Annotated in this window: 14 protein-coding genes; 11 read left to right on the plus strand and 3 right to left on the minus strand. The window is 71.8% G+C overall.

What is annotated here, in order from left to right; genetic code table 11:
• The first annotated feature begins 211 nt into the window (after positions 1–211).
• Positions 212–3229 carry an alpha-mannosidase gene (locus tag ACLVWQ_RS03345; RefSeq protein WP_414106601.1) on the plus strand — a complete coding sequence of 1006 codons (3018 nt, stop codon included), beginning with the start codon at positions 212–214 and terminating at the stop codon, positions 3227–3229.
• Positions 3230–3334: 105 nt separating this feature from the next.
• Here ACLVWQ_RS03345 and ACLVWQ_RS03350 read toward each other — a convergent pair whose 3' ends face one another.
• Positions 3335–4072, minus strand: a complete 738-nt coding sequence (locus tag ACLVWQ_RS03350) for a FadR/GntR family transcriptional regulator (RefSeq protein ID WP_414106602.1) — start codon at positions 4070–4072, stop codon at positions 3335–3337.
• Positions 4073–4220: 148 nt separating this feature from the next.
• On the opposite strand from ACLVWQ_RS03350, the gene ACLVWQ_RS03355 reads away from it, so the two are divergent.
• The 10 genes from ACLVWQ_RS03355 (at position 4221) to ACLVWQ_RS03400 (ending at position 15328) form a co-directional block, all read left to right on the plus strand.
• The gene (locus ACLVWQ_RS03355) at positions 4221–5318 is read left to right on the plus strand and encodes a sugar ABC transporter substrate-binding protein (protein WP_414106603.1); all 1098 of its coding nucleotides are present in this window, start codon (positions 4221–4223) and stop codon (positions 5316–5318) included.
• Positions 5315–6829: a sugar ABC transporter ATP-binding protein gene (locus tag ACLVWQ_RS03360; protein WP_414106604.1), complete on the plus strand. Its 1515-nt coding sequence runs from the start codon at positions 5315–5317 to the stop codon at positions 6827–6829. The genes ACLVWQ_RS03355 and ACLVWQ_RS03360 overlap by 4 nt, the downstream gene beginning before the upstream one ends.
• The gene (locus tag ACLVWQ_RS03365) at positions 6822–7859 is read left to right on the plus strand and encodes an ABC transporter permease (protein WP_414106605.1); all 1038 of its coding nucleotides are present in this window, start codon (positions 6822–6824) and stop codon (positions 7857–7859) included. The genes ACLVWQ_RS03360 and ACLVWQ_RS03365 overlap by 8 nt, the downstream gene beginning before the upstream one ends.
• Before the next feature lie 83 nt (positions 7860–7942).
• Positions 7943–9295 (plus strand): L-fuconate dehydratase, encoded by a 1353-nt coding sequence (locus ACLVWQ_RS03370; protein WP_414106606.1) that lies wholly within the window; start codon positions 7943–7945, stop codon positions 9293–9295.
• Positions 9292–10047: an SDR family NAD(P)-dependent oxidoreductase gene (locus ACLVWQ_RS03375; RefSeq protein WP_414106607.1), complete on the plus strand. Its 756-nt coding sequence runs from the start codon at positions 9292–9294 to the stop codon at positions 10045–10047. The genes ACLVWQ_RS03370 and ACLVWQ_RS03375 overlap by 4 nt, the downstream gene beginning before the upstream one ends.
• Before the next feature lie 5 nt (positions 10048–10052).
• Complete coding sequence (locus ACLVWQ_RS03380) at positions 10053–11045, plus strand: aldo/keto reductase (protein WP_414106608.1); 993 nt, start codon at positions 10053–10055, stop codon at positions 11043–11045.
• Positions 11042–11356 (plus strand): L-rhamnose mutarotase, encoded by a 315-nt coding sequence (locus ACLVWQ_RS03385; protein ID WP_414106609.1) that lies wholly within the window; start codon positions 11042–11044, stop codon positions 11354–11356. The genes ACLVWQ_RS03380 and ACLVWQ_RS03385 overlap by 4 nt, the downstream gene beginning before the upstream one ends.
• Positions 11357–11418: 62 nt before the next feature.
• Complete coding sequence (locus ACLVWQ_RS03390) at positions 11419–12267, plus strand: amidohydrolase family protein (protein ID WP_414107375.1); 849 nt, start codon at positions 11419–11421, stop codon at positions 12265–12267.
• A gap of 51 nt (positions 12268–12318) precedes the next feature.
• Positions 12319–14397, plus strand: a complete 2079-nt coding sequence (locus ACLVWQ_RS03395; RefSeq protein WP_414106611.1) for a SpoIIE family protein phosphatase — start codon at positions 12319–12321, stop codon at positions 14395–14397.
• A gap of 67 nt (positions 14398–14464) precedes the next feature.
• Complete coding sequence (locus tag ACLVWQ_RS03400) at positions 14465–15328, plus strand: Fpg/Nei family DNA glycosylase (RefSeq protein WP_414106612.1); 864 nt, start codon at positions 14465–14467, stop codon at positions 15326–15328.
• A gap of 6 nt (positions 15329–15334) precedes the next feature.
• On the opposite strand, the gene ACLVWQ_RS03405 is transcribed toward ACLVWQ_RS03400, so the two are convergent.
• Complete coding sequence (locus ACLVWQ_RS03405; RefSeq protein ID WP_414106613.1) at positions 15335–15991, minus strand: anti-sigma factor family protein; 657 nt, start codon at positions 15989–15991, stop codon at positions 15335–15337.
• 209 nt (positions 15992–16200) lie between these two features.
• Positions 16201–16716: a hypothetical protein gene (locus ACLVWQ_RS03410; RefSeq protein ID WP_414106614.1), complete on the minus strand. Its 516-nt coding sequence runs from the start codon at positions 16714–16716 to the stop codon at positions 16201–16203.
• Between the last annotated feature and the right edge of the window lie 44 nt (positions 16717–16760).

The following is a 16760-nucleotide window of genomic DNA, read 5'->3' on the forward strand; positions in this document are numbered from 1 at the left end:
GCCCGCCGCCGGAACCGCTCAGCAGGTCTTCTTCGTTGGAGGACTGACACCGGAAGGAGGCGAGGAGGCGGCACGGTTCGAACCGCGGGCGGTGGGGGAGCTTTACACCGCGTCGCGGTTCGCGACCCTCACCCGCACGTGGTGACCGCCGAGCACCGGTGACCACCGGCACAAGCAACGACCCGCACAACTGAGTTACGGAGCCACCCACATGCATGACGACCGCGGCCTGGTCGAAGCCCGCCTCAAGCGCGTGCTCGACGAGCGCATCCGACCCGCCGTGTACCCCGAGTCCGTACCGCTGGAAGTGACGGTGTGGAACGCGCCGGGCGAGCCGGTGCCCGTCGCCGAGGGCCTGGCGGCCACGACCACTCCGGTGGCGGTCGGCGACAGGTGGGGCGCTCCCTGGGGCACCAGCTGGTTCCGCGTCACGGGAACCGTGCCCGAGGAGTGGGCCGGGAAGACCGTCGAGGCACTCCTGGACCTCGGCTTCGACGAGAACATGCCCGGCTTCCAGTGCGAGGGCCTCGTCTACCGCCCCGACGGGACCCCGGTGAAGGGCCTCAACCCGCGCAACCAGTGGGTGCGGATCGGCGCGCCCGTCGAGGGCGGCGAGGAGGTGCGCCTGCACATCGAGGCCGCCTCGAACCCCGTCATCCTGGACTACCACCCCTTCCTGCCGACGCGGCTGGGCGACAAGGAGACGGCCGGCGGCGAACCGCAGTACACACTGGCGCGGATGGACCTGGCCGTCCTCGACGAGACGGTGTGGCAGCTCGTCATCGACCTGGAGGTGCTCGGCGAGCTGATGGCCGAGCTGCCGGTGGAGTCCGCGCGCCGCTGGGACATCCTGCGCGCCGTGGAGAAGGCCCTGGACGCCGTCGACCTCCAGGACGTGGGCGCGACGGCCGGTGCGGCCCGCTCCTGTCTGGAGGCGGTGCTGTCGGCCCCCGCCGTCCCCTCCGCCCACCGCATCAGCGCCGTCGGCCACGCGCACATCGACTCGGCCTGGCTGTGGCCGCTGCGCGAGACCGTACGCAAGGTCGCCAGAACCACCTCCAACATGACCGCCCTCCTGGAGGACGAGCCGGACTTCGTCTTCGCCATGTCGCAGGCCCAGCAGTGGGCCTGGGTGAAGGAGCACCGGCCCGAGGTGTGGACCCGGGTGAAGAAGGCCGTCGCCGACGGGCGGTTCGTGCCCACGGGCGGCATGTGGGTGGAGTCGGACACCAACATGCCGGGGTCGGAGGCGATGGCCCGGCAGTTCGTGCACGGCAAGCGGTTCTTCATCGACGAGTTCGGCGTCGACAACGACGAGGCCTGGCTGCCCGACACCTTCGGCTTCGCGGCCGGACTGCCGCAGATCATCAAGGCGGCCGGCTCCAAGTGGCTGCTCACCCAGAAGATCTCCTGGTCGCAGACCAACAAGTTCCCGCACCACACCTTCCAGTGGGAGGGCATCGACGGCACCCGGATCTTCACGCACTTCCCGCCCGTCGACACGTACAACTGCTCCATGAAGGGCAGCGAGATCGCCCACGCGGCGAACAACTTCAAGGACAAGGGAGTCGCCCGGCACTCCCTCGCGCCCACCGGCTGGGGCGACGGAGGAGGCGGCACGACCCGGGAGATGGTCGCCAAGGCGGCCCGGCTCCGGGACCTCGAAGGCTCCGCGACCGTGGTCTGGGAGGCCCCGGAGAAGTTCTTCGAGAAGGCGGAGGCCGAATACCCCAACGCCCCGGTCTGGGTCGGCGAGCTGTACCTGGAACTGCACCGCGCCACCCTCACCAGCCAGGCGAAGACCAAACAGGGCAACCGCCGCAGCGAGCACCTGCTGCGCGAGGCCGAGCTGTGGGCGGCGACCGCGGCGGTCCGGGCCGGCTTCACCTACCCGCACGAGGATCTTGACCGGCTCTGGAAGACGGTCCTGCTCCACCAGTTCCACGACATCCTGCCCGGCTCGTCCATCGCCTGGGTGCACCGCGAGGCCCGGAAGACGTACGACGCGGTCGCCGAGGAACTGAACGGCGTCATCGACGCCGCCCAGCGCGCCCTGGCCGGCGAGGGGACGACCTCCCTCGCCTTCAACTCGGCGCCGCACACCCGCGACGGCGTGCCCGCGGGCGGCGCCCGCACCCCGGCCGTCGGCGGCGAGTGCACGCTCGTGCCGCGCCCGGCCGGCGGCTATGTGATCGACAACGGCCGGCTGCGCATCGAGATCGACGAGCGCGGACTCGTGGTCTCCGCGTTCGATCTCGCCGCCGACCGCGAGACCCTCGCACCCGGCGAGGCCGCCAACCTCCTCCAGATCCACCCGGACTTCCCGAACATGTGGGACGCCTGGGACGTCGACGAGTTCTACCGGAACACCGTCACCGACCTGGTCGACGCCGACGAGGTCGCCCCCGGCGACGACGGCGTCTCGGTCCGGATCGTACGGAGCTTCGGGGCGTCGAAGGTCACCCAGGTGCTGTCGCTGGCGCCGGGGGAGTGGCGGCTCGACATCGACACCGAGGTCGACTGGCACGAGACGGAGAAGTTCCTGAAGATGGCCTTCCCGCTCGACGTGCACGCCGAGCGGTACGCGTCCGAGACGCAGTTCGGGCACTTCTTCCGGCCGACGCACACCAACACGTCCTGGGAGGCCGCCAAGTTCGAGGCCTGCAACCACCGGTTCGTCCACCTGGAGGAGCCCGGCTGGGGTGTCGCCGTCGTCAACGACTCGACGTACGGCCACGACGTGACCCGTACCGTGCGCGACGACGGCGGTACGACCACCACGGTCCGGGTCTCGCTGCTGCGCGCCCCGCGCTTCCCCGACCCCGAGACCGACCAGGGTGTCCACCGCTTCCGGCACGCGCTGGTGCCCGGTGCCGCGATCGGCGACGCGGTGCGCGAGGGCTGGCGGATCAACCTGCCCGAGCGCAAGGTGGTCGGCGGGGCCTCCGAGGTGGCGCCCCTGGTGACCGTCCCGCAGGACGCGGTCGTGGTCACCGCGGTGAAGCTGGCCGACGACGACAGCGGCGACGTCGTCGTCCGCTTCCACGAGTCGCGCGGCGGCCGCAGCCAGGCCACGCTCACGGCGGGCTTCGACGTCGAGTCGGTCACGGTGACGGACCTGTTGGAACGCCCGCTCGCCGACGCCACCGAACCGGAGCGCGACGGCAACCGCCTGACCCTGAAACTCCGCCCCTTCGAACTGGTGACGCTCCGGCTCAAGCGCGCCTGAGACCGGGGCACGGCCCCGTCTTTCAGGGACGTGGGGATGTGGGCGCCCAGCCCTCACCTCCCCGAAGACTCACCACCGTCCGGCCTACGGGCCCGGTTCCAGCCGCTAAGGCAGGAGCTGGGCCCGGAGCCATTCCTCGACCTCACCCACGTGCGCCGCGGCAGCGGCCCGCGCGGCCTCCGGGTCACGCGCGACCAGCGCACGATGGATCGCGGCATGCTCCCGCCGCGTCCGCTCGAACGCCCCCTCCTCCTGATACCCCCGCCACACCCGCGCCCGGAACGTCCGCGAGGACAGCCCGTCCAGGATGGCCGCCATCGTCTCGTTGCCCGCGGCGCCCGCGATGACCCGGTGGAACGCCAGGTCGTGGGAGATGATCTCCTCCGGGTCGTCCGTGGCGTTCATCGCCGTCAAGTGCTTCTCCACCTCGGCCAGCTGGTCCGCCGAGATCCGCGCGGCCGCCAGTGCCGTCGCCGTCGACTCCAGGATCCGGCGTACTTCGAGGAGTTCGACCAGGCGTGGACCGCGGGACAGGTCCGCGACCACCCCGAAGGTCTCCAGCAGGTCACCGGCCTCCAGCTGGGTGACGTAGATCCCGGACCCGTGCCGGGCCTCCAGCACACCGAGGACCGTGAGCGCCCGGATCGCCTCGCGCGTCGAGCTGCGTGAGATGCCCAGCTGCGCGGCCAGCTCGCGCTCGGTGGGCAGGCGGGCGCCGGGGTCGAGGCGGCCCTCGCCGATCATCGCCTTGATCTCGTCGATGGCGCGCTGCGTCACGGTCCCCTTCGGCGGGGCCGCCACCGCCTCGGGCGGGGTCTCGTCCACGCCACGTCCTCCCGTCATCAGGTGCGCCGCAGTCTAACCACTCAGGTGGTCCGACCACTACGCGGCAAAACAGCGAAAAATCGCGACCGAGGGGTGTTGTGGAGGTGAAGTGGTCTGATAAATATGCCTGGCACCTGCTCGATCACGCTCAACGAGGAGCCGATAGATGACCGGCAGAACTGTGCGAAACAGGCGATACGGGAACGGGCGAATCATCTCGCGGGTGACGGGTGCGACGGCGGCAGCCGTCTGCGCCGCCCTCGCGCTCACTGCGTGCGGGAGCACCAAGGACTCCGTCGCTTCCGAGGACTCCGGCGGCAAGGGTGCCGGCGGCGGCAAGGTCGGCGTCATCCTGCCCCTGCTGACCTCGCCGTTCTGGCAGTCCTACAACGACTACGTGCCCAGGATGGCCAAGTCCGAGGACGTCGACGCGCTCAAGACCGTCAACTCCAACAGCGACCCCTCGCAGCAGATCACCGACATCAACAACCAGCTCAACCAGGGCGTGCGGGGCCTCGTCGTGGCGCCCCTGGACAGCGCCGCGATCTCCGCGGGGCTCGACCAGGCCGGACGCAAGGGCGTCCCCGTGGTCGCCGTCGACGTGGCGCCCGAGAAGGGCAAGGTCGCGATGGTCGTCCGCGCCGACAACGTCGCGTACGGCGAGAAGGCCTGCGAGTACCTCGGCGAGCAGATCCCCGCAGGCAAGGTCGTGCAGATCATGGGCGACCTCGCCTCGGTCAACGGCCGCGACCGCTCCGAGGCCTTCCGTACCTGCGTCAAGAAGAAGTACCCGAAGCTGAAGGTCCTGGAGATCCCCGCCAAGTGGGAGTCCGACACCGCGGCCGCCAAGCTGGACACGCTCCTCAACGCCAACCCCGACCTCAAGGGCATCTACATGCAGGCGGGCGGCGTCTACCTCGCGCCCACCCTGCAGACCCTCAAGTCCAAGGGGCTGCTGAAGAAGGCCGGCGAGAAGGGCCACATCTCGATCGTCTCGAACGACGGCATCCCGCAGGAGTACGACGCCATCCGCAAGGGCCAGATCGACGCCACCGTCTCGCAGCCCGCCGACCTCTACGCCAAGTACGGCATGTACTACATCAGGGCCGCGATGGAGGGGAAGACGTTCGAGCCCGGTCCGACCGACCACGACTCGGAGATCGTCGAGCTGCCCGGCGGCATCCTGGAGGACCAGCTGCCCGCCCCGCTGGTCACCGAGGAGAACGTCGACGACCCCGAACTGTGGGGCAACACGGTCGAATGAGCACCCCACGGAGCACCCCACTCGTCGAGGCGCGGGCCGTCGCCAAGCGGTACGGCCCCACCGTCGCCCTCGCCGACGGACGACTCGCCGTGCACGCGGGCGAGTCCCACGCCCTCGTCGGCCGCAACGGCGCGGGCAAGTCCACCCTCGTCACCGTCCTCACCGGCCTCCAGACACCCGACGAGGGCACGGTCCTCTTCGACGGAGAGCCCGCGCCCGCGCCGGCCGACCGCGACGCCTGGCGGCGCAAGGTGGCCTGCGTCTACCAGAAACCCACCGTCGTACCGGAGTTGACGGTCGCCGAGAACCTCTTCATCAACCGGCAGCCGCTCGGCCGCGGCGGCTTCATCAGCTGGCGCCGGCTGATGGGCGAGGCCGCCGAGGTCCTCGACACCTGGGACGTGCGGGTCGACCCGCGGGCGCGGACCGCCGACCTCAAGGTCGAGGACCGCCAAATGGTGGAGATCGCACGGGCGTTGAGCTTCGGCGCCCGGTTCATCGTCCTCGACGAACCGACCGCCCAGCTCGACAGCCGCGAGATCGAGCGCCTCTTCACCCGGATGCGCGCGCTCCAGGAGTCGGGCGTCACCTTCCTGTTCATCTCGCACCACCTCCAGGAGGTGTACGAGGTGTGCCAGACCGTCACGGTCCTGCGGGACGCCCGCTGGATCGTCACGGCGCCGGTGGCCGACCTGCCCAGGGCCGCCCTGGTCGAGGCCATGGCGGGGGAGCCCGTCGCCGCCGTCGAGGAGCGGGCGGCCCGCGGAAAGGCGGACACGGACGCACCCGTCGTCCTCGACGCGCACGGACTCACGTCGGAGGCGTACGAGGGCGTCGACCTGACCGTGCGCGGCGGTGAGGTCGTCGGCCTCGCCGGATCGAGCGGCAGCGGCAAGACGGAGCTGGCCGAGTCCTTCACGGGACTGCACACACCGACCGCGGGAAGCGCCCGACTGGAGGGCAGGAGGCTGCCGTTCGGCGATGTGACGGCGGCTCTGCGAGCCGGTGTCGGCTGCGTACCGCGCGACCGGCACGGCCAGGGCCTCGTCTTCGGCATGACGGTCGGCGACAACGCCACCCTGAGCGTCCTGGACCGCCTCGGCCGGTACGGGTTCGTCGGCACCGACCGCAGACGTGGCGTCGCCGGTGAGCTGATCGAGCGCCTCGACATCCACACCGAGGGGCCCGACCAGCCGGTGTCCGACCTGTCCGGCGGCAACGCCCAGAAGGTCGTCATGGCCCGCGCCCTCGCCTCGGAGCCCAGACTGCTGGTCCTGATCAACCCCACCGCGGGCGTCGACGTGAAGTCCAAGGAGTCCCTGCTCGCCCGCGTGGACTCGGCCCGCGACGACGGCACCGCCGTCCTCGTCGTCTCCGACGAACTCGACGACCTGCGCCGCTGCGACCGTGTCCTCGTCCTCTTCCACGGCCGCGTCGTCGCCGAGCACGCGGCGGGCTGGCGCGACCACGAGCTGATCGCCTCCATCGAAGGAGTGGACCACCATGGCTGACACGAAGGCCCCGTCGGCCTCGGCCGCCACACCCGTGCGGCCACCGAGGAGCAGGGCCGACGCCAAGGCCGTACTCCTGCGCAGGGCCCGCGAACTCGCCCTCGTACCGGCCCTGCTGCTGTTGCTCGTCCTCGGCGCGTTCGTCAACGACGCCTTCCTCACCGAGCAGAACCTGATCTCGGTCCTGGGCGCCTCGGCCGCGCTCGCGATGGTGGTGCTCGCCGAGTCGCTGGTGCTCATCACCGGCAAGTTCGACCTGTCCCTGGAGTCGGTCGTCGGCATCGCGCCCGCCGTCGGCGCGCTGTTGCTGCTGCCCGCCGCCCAGTCCGGCTGGGGCACCGAACTGCCGGCCCCGGTCGCGCTGCTCGCCGTCCTCCTCGTGGGCGCGGTCATCGGCGGGTTCAACGGCGTGCTCGTCGTGAAGTTCAAGCTCAACGCGTTCATCGTGACGCTCGCGATGCTGATCGTCCTGCGCGGTCTGCTGGTCGGCGCGACGAAGGGCAAGACCCTGTTCGGGATGCCCGACGCCTTCTACACGCTCGCCACCACCACGTTCCTCACCGTGCCCGTCTCGGTCTGGCTCGCGGCGGTGTCGTTCGGCGTGGCCGGATTCGTCCTCAAGTACCACCGCTGGGGACGGGCCCTGTACGCGATCGGCGGCAACGCGGACGCGGCGCGCGCGGCCGGTGTCCGGGTCGAGCGCGTGATGCTCGGTGTGTTCGTCGTCGCGGGGACGCTCGCCGCGGTCGGCGGTCTGATGCAGACCGGCTACGTCGGCGCGATCAACGCCAACCAGGGGCAGAACATGATCTTCACGGTGTTCGCCGCCGCGGTGATCGGCGGGATCAGCCTCGACGGAGGCAAGGGCACGATGTTCGGCGCCCTGACGGGCGTCCTCCTTCTGGGGGTGGTGCAGAACCTGCTGACCCTCGCACAGGTGCCGTCGTTCTGGATCCAGGCCATCTACGGCGGGATCATCCTCGTCGCTCTGATGATCGCTCGGGTGACCACCGGCCGTGCGCAGGACTGAGCGTGGCGCGCGCCCGCGGGTGCGCCGTGGCCGGCCGCGCAGTTCCCCGCGCCCCTGACGGGGCCCGACCGAAAGGCACCTCCGTGTCCTCACCCGCCGCCCGCATCACCGCGGTCGACACCTACGACATCCGTTTTCCCACCTCGCGCGAGCTCGACGGGTCCGACGCGATGAATCCGGACCCCGACTACTCGGCCGCGTACGTCGTCCTGCGCACGGACGGCGGCCCGGAGGGGCACGGGTTCACCTTCACCATCGGGCGGGGCAACGAGGTCCAGGTCGCCGCGATCGAGGCACTGCGCCCGCACATCCTGGGGCGGCCGGTCGAGGAGGTGTGCGCGGACCCGGGGTCACTGGCCCGCGACCTGACGGGCGACAGCCAACTGCGCTGGCTGGGGCCCGAGAAGGGCGTGATGCACATGGCGATCGGCGCCGTCGTCAACGCCGTCTGGGACCTGGCCGCCAGACGCGCAGGCAAGCCGCTGTGGCGGCTGCTCGCCGACGCCACCCCCGAATGGCTCGTCTCCCAGGTGGACTTCCGCTACATCGCGGACGTCCTCACCCCCGAGGACGCGCTCCGGCTGCTGCGGCAGGGCAGGGAGGGCCTGGCGGACCGCACCGCCCTGCTGGAGGAGCGCGGCTTCCCCGGCTACACCACCTCGCCCGGCTGGCTGGGCTACTCCGACGAGAAGCTCACCCGGCTGGCCCGCCAGGCCGTCGCCGACGGCTTCACCCAGATCAAGCTGAAGGTCGGCGCGGACCTCGCCGACGACGTACGGCGCTGCCGGGTGGCCCGCGCGGTCGTCGGGCCCGGCATCCGGATCGCCGTCGACGCCAACCAGCGCTGGAACGTGGACGAGGCCATCGAGTGGACCAGGGCGCTGGCCGAGTTCGACCCGTACTGGATCGAGGAGCCCACCAGCCCCGACGACATCCTCGGCCATGCCGCGATCCGCGAGGCGGTCGGGCCGGTCAAGGTCGCCACCGGCGAGCACGTACAGAACCGGATCGTCTTCAAGCAACTGCTCCAGGCGGGCGCCGTCGACATCCTGCAGATCGACGCGGCCCGGGTCGGCGGCGTCAACGAGAACCTCGCGATCCTGCTGCTCGCGGCCGAGTTCGGCGTGCCCGTCTGCCCGCACGCGGGCGGCGTCGGACTGTGCGAACTCGTCCAGCACCTCGCCATGTTCGACTACGTGGCGCTCGCCGGCACGACCGAGAACCGCGTCATCGAGTACGTCGACCATCTGCACGACCACTTCCTCGACCCGGTGGTGATCAGAGAGGGTCGCTACACGGCACCCGGCGCTCCGGGCTTCTCGGCGGCCATGCGGCCGGAGTCCATCGCCGAGTTCACCTTCCCCGACGGCACGTTCTGGGCCGCCGACCTGGCCCGTCAGAAGCAGGACCCGAAGAAGAAGGAGCAGGCGGTATGAGTGACTTCGAGGGGCTCAAGGCCCTGGTGACCGGCGGCGCCTCCGGCATCGGCCGGGCCACCGCGGAACTCCTCGCCGCCCGCGGCGCCCGGGTCGCCGTGCTCGACCTGGATCCCACGAGCGTGCGGGGACCCCTGCTCGGCTACCGGGCGGACGTCACCGACGACGCGTCCGTACGCCGGTCCGTCGCCGCCGCGATCGCCGACCTCGGCGGCCTGGACGTGCTGGTCAACAACGCGGGCATCGGCGCCCAGGGCACCGTCGAGGACAACGACGACGAGAACTGGCACCGCGTCCTGGACGTCAACGTCGTCGGCATGGTCCGCACCACCCGGGCCGCCCTGCCGCACCTGCGGACGTCCTCGCACGCGGCCGTCGTCAACACCTGTTCCATCGCGGCCACCGCGGGCCTGCCGCAGCGCGCCCTGTACTCCGCGTCCAAGGGGGCCGTCCTGTCGCTGACCCTCGCCATGGCCGCCGACCACATCCGCGAGGGCATCCGCGTCAACTGCGTGAACCCCGGTACGGCCGACACCCCCTGGGTCGGCCGGCTCCTGGACGCCGCGCCCGACCCGGCCGCCGAACGGGCCGCGCTCGAGGCCCGCCAGCCCACCGGGCGCCTCGTCACGGCCGACGAGGTCGCGGGCGCCATCGCCTACCTGGCGAGCCCGCTGTCGGGTGCGACCACCGGCACGGCCCTCGCGGTCGACGGCGGGATGCAGGGGCTGCGGCCGCGTCCGACGGGCCGGTGACCGGCGTGCGTACGCGTCCGCTCGGCCGAACGTCCCTCGACGTCACCGCGCTGGCCCTCGGCACCGCCGGTATCGGCAACCTCTACAGCGAGGTCGGTGAGGAACAGGCGCAGGAGACCGTGCACGCCGCCTGGGACGCGGGCGTCCGCTACTTCGACACCGCGCCCCACTACGGCATCGGCCTCTCCGAACGCCGCCTCGGCGCGGCCCTGCGCGGGCGCCCCCGGTCGGCGTACACCCTCTCGACCAAGGTGGGCCGCCGCCTGGAACCCACCGACGCGGGCGGCGACGACCGCGCCGACGGGTTCGCGGTGCCCGCCACGCACCGCAGGGTCTGGGACTTCAGCGCGGACGGGATACGCCGCACCCTCGACGCCAGTCTGCAGCGGCTCGGCCTCGACCGGGTGGACGTCGTCTACCTCCACGACCCCGACGACCACGCCGAAGAGGCCTTCCGCGAGGGATATCCGGCCCTGGAGAAGCTCCGCTCGGAAGGCGTCGTGGGCGCGATAGGCGCCGGCATGAACCAGGCCGGGATGCTCACCCGCTTCGTCCGTGACACGGACGTCGACGTGGTGCTCTGCGCCGGCCGCTACACGCTCCTCGACCAGCGGGCGCTCACCGGTCTGCTGCCGGCCGCTCAGGAGCGCGGCGTGTCCGTCGTCATCGGCGGTGCCTTCAACTCCGGCCTGCTGGCCGACCCGAGGCCGGGAGCCACGTACGACTACACCTCCGCGCCGCCCGAGGTACTGGACCGGGCGCTGGCGCTCAAGGCCGCGGCGGACCGGCACGGCACCACCCTGCGCGCGGCCGCCCTGGCCTTCTGCGCGGCCCACCCGGCGGTCGCGGCCGTCCTCGTGGGAGCCAGGTCGCCCCATGAGCTGCGCGACTGCGCCGAACAGTTCGGGGCGCCCGTGCCCGGGAGCCTCTGGCAGGAACTGCGGGACACGGGCCTGCTGCCCGCCGACGCCCCGGTACCGGGGGAGGAGCCGTCATGAGAGTCGCCCTGCACACCAAGGTCCGCGTGGACCGTGTCGCCGCGTACGAGGCCGCCCACCGGGAGGTTCCCGGGGAACTCACGGACGCGATCCGCGCCGCCGGCGCCACCTCCTGGACGATCTGGCGCAGCGGCCCCGACCTCTTCCACCTCCTGGAGTGCGAGGACTACCCCCGGCTGCTCGCCGAGCTGGAGAGGCTGCCCGTCAACATCGCCTGGCAGTCCCGGATGGCGCAGCTGCTGGACGTGGCGCACGACTACTCGGCCGAGGGCGCGGCGGCCGGGCTGCCGGTCGTCTGGGAGCTCCCGTGAGCGCCGCGACCGCCCCGACCGCGGCGACCGCCGGGACCGGCCCGAGCGGACGCACGGGCACCGTGGACGCCCACCACCACGTCTGGGACCTCTCCGTACGGGACCAGGACTGGCTCATCGGGCCCGAACTGGCGCCGCTCAGAAGGAACTTCACCGTCGCGGACCTGGAACCGCAGGCGCGTGCCGCCGGAGTCTCCCGCACCGTCCTCGTGCAGACGGTCACGGTGGCCGAGGAGACCCCGGAGTTCCTGGCCCTCGCGGCGGCCCACGAGCTGATCGGCGGAGTCGTCGGCTGGACCGACCTGACCCGCCCCGACGTCGCGGACGAGCTGGCCCGGCTGAGGGAGATGCCGGGCGGCCGGTACCTGAAGGGCATCCGTCACCAGGTCCAGAGCGAACCCGACCCCGAGTGGCTGTCGCGCCCGGACGTGCGCCGAGGACTCGCCGCGGTGGCGGCGGCCGGGCTCGTGTACGACCTGGTGGTGCGCCCCCACCAGCTTCCGGCCTGCACCGGGGCGGCGGCCGCCCTGCCCGGTCTCACCTTCGTCCTCGACCACCTGGGCAAGCCGCCCATCGCCTCGGGCACACTGGAGCCATGGGCCCAGGGCGTCACGGCGCTCGCCGCCCTGCCGAACACGGTGTGCAAGCTGTCGGGCATGGTGACGGAGACCGACCTGACGCACCGGCGTTCCGCGGCGTCGCGGCGGCGGGAGCTGAAGCCCTACGCGGACACCGTGCTGGCGGCCTTCGGCCCGGAGCGCCTCCTGGCCGGGTCCGACTGGCCGGTGTGCACGCTGGCGACGACGTACGCCGGAGTGTGGCTCATGGCCGAGGGGCTCACACTCGGACTGAGCGGCCCTGAACGCGCGCAGGTCTTCGGGGGCACCGCCGAGCGCGTCTACCGCCTCTGAGCCCTCGTCCCACGAGTCGAGGATTCGGGTAAACCCTGACAAGGTGGGCTCATGGCTGACCGGGGTGAGAGCGCTGTGTCGCTCCCGGACGACTGGCCCGCCCACCCGGACCCGATCCTGGCGCTCAACCGCATGGGCAGTTTCGACTGGGACCTGGACGCCGGTCTCATGCGCCTCGACGTCCTGGCCCACGAGATCTTCGACCTGCGCCCCGAGGAATTCACCGGCCGTCCGGAAGGCCTGGCCGTGCGGGTGCCTCCGGACGAGAGCCACCGCGTGGACATGCACGTCTCCCAGGCCCTGAAGAACGGCAGCGAGAACTACGGGGCGTACTTCCGGATCCGCCGCCGTGACGGCACCCTGCGCTGGACCCACACCCAGGGCTACATCCAGCGCGACGAGACCGGCCGGCCGCACCGCATCATCGGCATCGTCCGCGACGCGGCCCAGGAGCTGATCGAGGCACAGGACCGCCGTGAGCGGGCCGCCCTGGAGGACGAGGCGCGCCTGCGGCAGACGAACGTCGTGCAGATCACCACGGCGGCCCTCGCGCACGCCCGCACGGTCCAGGACGTCATCGACGTCCTGAAGAACAACCAGGGCGTCACCCATCTGGGGGCCACCAGCCTGGTCATGGGTCTGGTCGAGGCCGGCCGTGTCCGTCTGGTCGCGGAGGGCCCCAAGGGCAGCTTCGTACCCGGCACCCTGGTCACCGGCGTCGGCGAGGAGTACCCGATGAGCGAGGTCGTGCGCACCCTCGCTCCGCGGTTCATCGAGTCGCCGGAGGAGTTCGCCAGGTCGTATCCGCTGCTGTGGCCGCACATCACCGAGCTCGGCATCACCTCGGCGGCCTATCTGCCGCTCATCGCGCAGGCCCGGCCCATCGGGGCCATGGGGCTGCTCTACGACGACCGGCGCGGCTTCTCCGCCCAGGACCGCAACGTCCTCGTCGCACTCGGCAGCAGCATCGCGCAGAGCCTCCAGCGCGCCATGTTCTACGAGCAGGAGAAGGACCTCGCCCAGGGCCTCCAGCAGGCCATGCTGCCGCGTTCGATCCCGGACGTCCCCGGCGCCGAGGTCGCCGTGCGGTACCGCTCGGGCGCCCTCGGCCGGGAGATCGGCGGCGACTGGTACGACGTGATCCCGCTGCCCGGGGGCCGGGTCGGCGCCGTCATCGGGGACGTCCAGGGACACGACACGCACGCGGCCGCCGTCATGGGCCAGCTGCGGATCGTGCTGCGCGCCTACGCGGCCGAGGGCCACACCCCGGCGACCGTCATGGCCCGCGCCTCCGTCTTCCTGCACGAGCTCGACACCGACCGCTTCGCGACCTGTCTGTACGCCGAGGCCGACCTGACCACCGGGGTGGTCCAGGTCGTCCGGGCCGGCCACGTCGACCCGCTGGTCCGTGACACGGACGGCGGCTGCCACCGGCTGCCCGTCGAGGGAGGTCTGCCGCTCGGCCTGTCCGCCGAGTTCGGGAGCCTCGAATACCCGGTCAACACCCTCGAACTCGACCCCGGCCACACGCTGCTCCTGTGCACCGACGGACTGGTCGAACAACCCGGGATCGACCTCGACGAGGGCATGCGGACCCTGCGCGCCCTCGTCGCCACGGGCCCCGACGACGTCCGCGACCTCGCGGACCGGCTCATCGAGGTCGCGGACGAACGCGGTGGCGACGACGACGTGGCGCTGCTCCTGCTGCGCCGGCTGGGCACGGACGCGTGGCGCTCGGGGGAGCGGGTCCAGCAGCACGTCGGGCCCGCGGACCCCGAGGCGCTCACCGAGGCCCGGCACATGGTCCGGGCCGCCGTACGGGCCTGGGGCGCCCGTGCCCGCGCCGACGAGATCGAGCTGGTCGCCGACGAGCTGATCACCAACGCGCTGATGCACACGGAGGGCTCCGCGATCATCACCGTACGGGCCCTCGCGGGGCCCGACCGGCGGCTGCGCGTCGAGGTCGAGGACGCGTCCAGCGCGCTGCCCCGGCGCCGTGAGGCGGGGGAGGCGGGGGTCTCCGGGCGGGGCCTCCTGCTGGTGGACCGGCTCGCGGACGTGTGGGGCGTCGAGGCCCGGGGCGGCGGCAAGTGCGTGTGGTGCGAGTTTCTGGTGCCCGACCGGGAGTGACCGGAGCAGGCGTGACGGGGCAGGGGGACGAGAGGCCTGCGGGGCGCGCCGGTGGCACCCTGGATCCATGCCGGAACTGCCCGAGGTCGAAGCGTTGAAGGACTTCCTGGCCGAACATCTGGTCGGCCACGAGATCGTCCGCGTCCTGCCCGTCGCGATCAGCGTGCTCAAGACGTACGACCCGCCGCCCACCGCCCTGGAGGGCCACGAGGTGGTGGCCGTGCACCGGCACGGCAAGTTCCTGGACCTGGAGACCGCCGACGGTCCCCGCTTCGTCACGCATCTGGCGCGGGCGGGCTGGCTCCACTGGAAGGACCGGCTGCCCGACGGGCCGCCGCGCCCCGGCAAGGGCCCGCTCGCGATGCGTGTGGCCCTGGAGACCGGCGCGGGCTTCGACCTCACCGAGGCAGGCACCCAGAAGCGTCTCGCGGTGTACGTCGTACGGGACCCGATGGAGGTGCCCGGTGTGGCCCGCCTCGGCCCGGACCCGCTGGCCGACGACTTCGACGAGGCGCGCTTCGCCGGGCTCCTGGACGGCGAGCGCAGACAGCTCAAGGGCGCCCTGCGCGACCAGAGCCTGATCGCGGGGGTGGGCAACGCCTACAGCGACGAGATCCTGCACGCCGCGAGGATGTCGCCCTTCAAGCTCGCCGCCACCCTGACCCCGCAGGAGACCCGGCGCCTGTACGAGGCGCTGCGGACCACTCTCGCGGAGGCCGTCGAGCGCTTCCACTCGGTGGCCGCGGGCCGCCTGAAGGCCGAGAAGAAGAGCGGCCTGCGGGTCCACGGGCGGACCGGCGAGCCCTGCCCGGTGTGCGGGGACACGGTCCGCGAGGTGTCCTTCAGCGACTCCTCGCTCCAGTACTGCCCCACCTGCCAGACGGGCGGCAAGCCCCTCGCGGACCGCAGGACGTCCAAGTTCCTGAAGTAGCGGACCTCAGGGCGTCTTGAGCGTGACCAGCCGTTCCCCGGTCGACGTCCGTACCTCGTAGCGGACGATGTCGGAGGGGTGCATCGCGGCGGCGCCCTGCATGCCGTCGGAGGGCGCCGCGGACTTCTTGGGCACCGTCCAGCTCAGGATGACCTGCTCCGAGTCGTCGCGGCCGATCGCCACGAGCTCGCAGGACTGGTCGGCGGAGGCGTTCTTGACCTTCAGGTCCACCTCGCTGCCCCAGGCCCGGTCGAGCGTGGTGACCTCGGCCCACACTCCGGTCCCGGGGTCGGTCGCGGCGACCGAGCTGCTGTCGGAGCTCTCGTCCCCGGCGATGACCGCGATCGCGGGTCCGCCGACGGCGAAGACCACGGCGGCGGCGACCGCGAACAGCCAGCGCCTGCGCCCGCTCCTGCGGGCCGTGACGACATCCTCCAGGAGCCGGTCCAGCAGGCCGGGACCCGCCTGGGTCATGGGGTTCACCGTACGCGGCGTCGCCTGGGCGTAGGCCCGCAACGTCCGTGTGGTGGCGGACAGTTCATGTATCTGAACCGCGCACTGGGGACACTCCATGAGGTGGTCCTCGAAGCGGAAGGCATCCGCCTCGTCCAGCACGCCTAGCGCGTATGCGCCGACGTCGCGGTGGCGTTCCAGCGACCTCATACCAAATCCTCATGCCGTGCCGATGGGTGTGTGTGCGGGGAGTAGCTGCTTGCCCACCGGTACGCAGGAGACCGCCGAATCACTCAAGTCCCGACCGGAAACCAACCAGGAGATTCGGAGCGGTCGGGCTCCCGGATTGGTCGGGGTTGGAAAAAAACTGGTCAGCGGAGCCGGCCGCGGGACCCGGGCACGGGATCGGCCGGAAAAAATCAGAAAAGGTGGATCGCCAGATGCCCGAGCGGCAGACCCAGTTGCCAGGCGGGGGTCCAGACCTTCGGGCCGTCGTCCTCTCCGACGACGGAGCCGCCGCCCGGCACCGCGTCCAGGTCGGGCGCCAGTAACTCGGTCTCCTGCAGCCAGCGCCAGGCCGCCGTCGCCAGATCCGCGTCGGGCGACGGACCGCCCGCCTCGGCGGCCTCGGCCACGAGCCCGGCCATGCGCTCGCTCACCCAGTCCTGCCACGGCTGGTCGTACGCCGTCAGCGACAGCCACGTCTCCAGCTGGGTCACCACCCGGATGCCGGAGAGCTCGCCGGTCGTGTCCGACAGGAAGATGGTGAGCGCCAGGGCGTCGCGCCCGGCGCGGAACTCGAAGGACGTGGGTGGCATCAGGTCGCCGGTCCGCAGCAGTTCGTCGGCGATGTACTCGGCGTACAACCAGGCCATGGGGACGGTGAGTTCACCGCCACCTGTACCGTCCGTGCTCTCTTGACCTCTGTGCAGCATCCCTTCCTGCCTCCTCCGGTGCGTGCGCGTGGCCCGAACCCGGG

The sequence above is a fragment of the Streptomyces sp. CWNU-52B genome, from assembly GCF_047444975.1.
GTDB lineage: Bacteria > Actinomycetota > Actinomycetes > Streptomycetales > Streptomycetaceae > Streptomyces.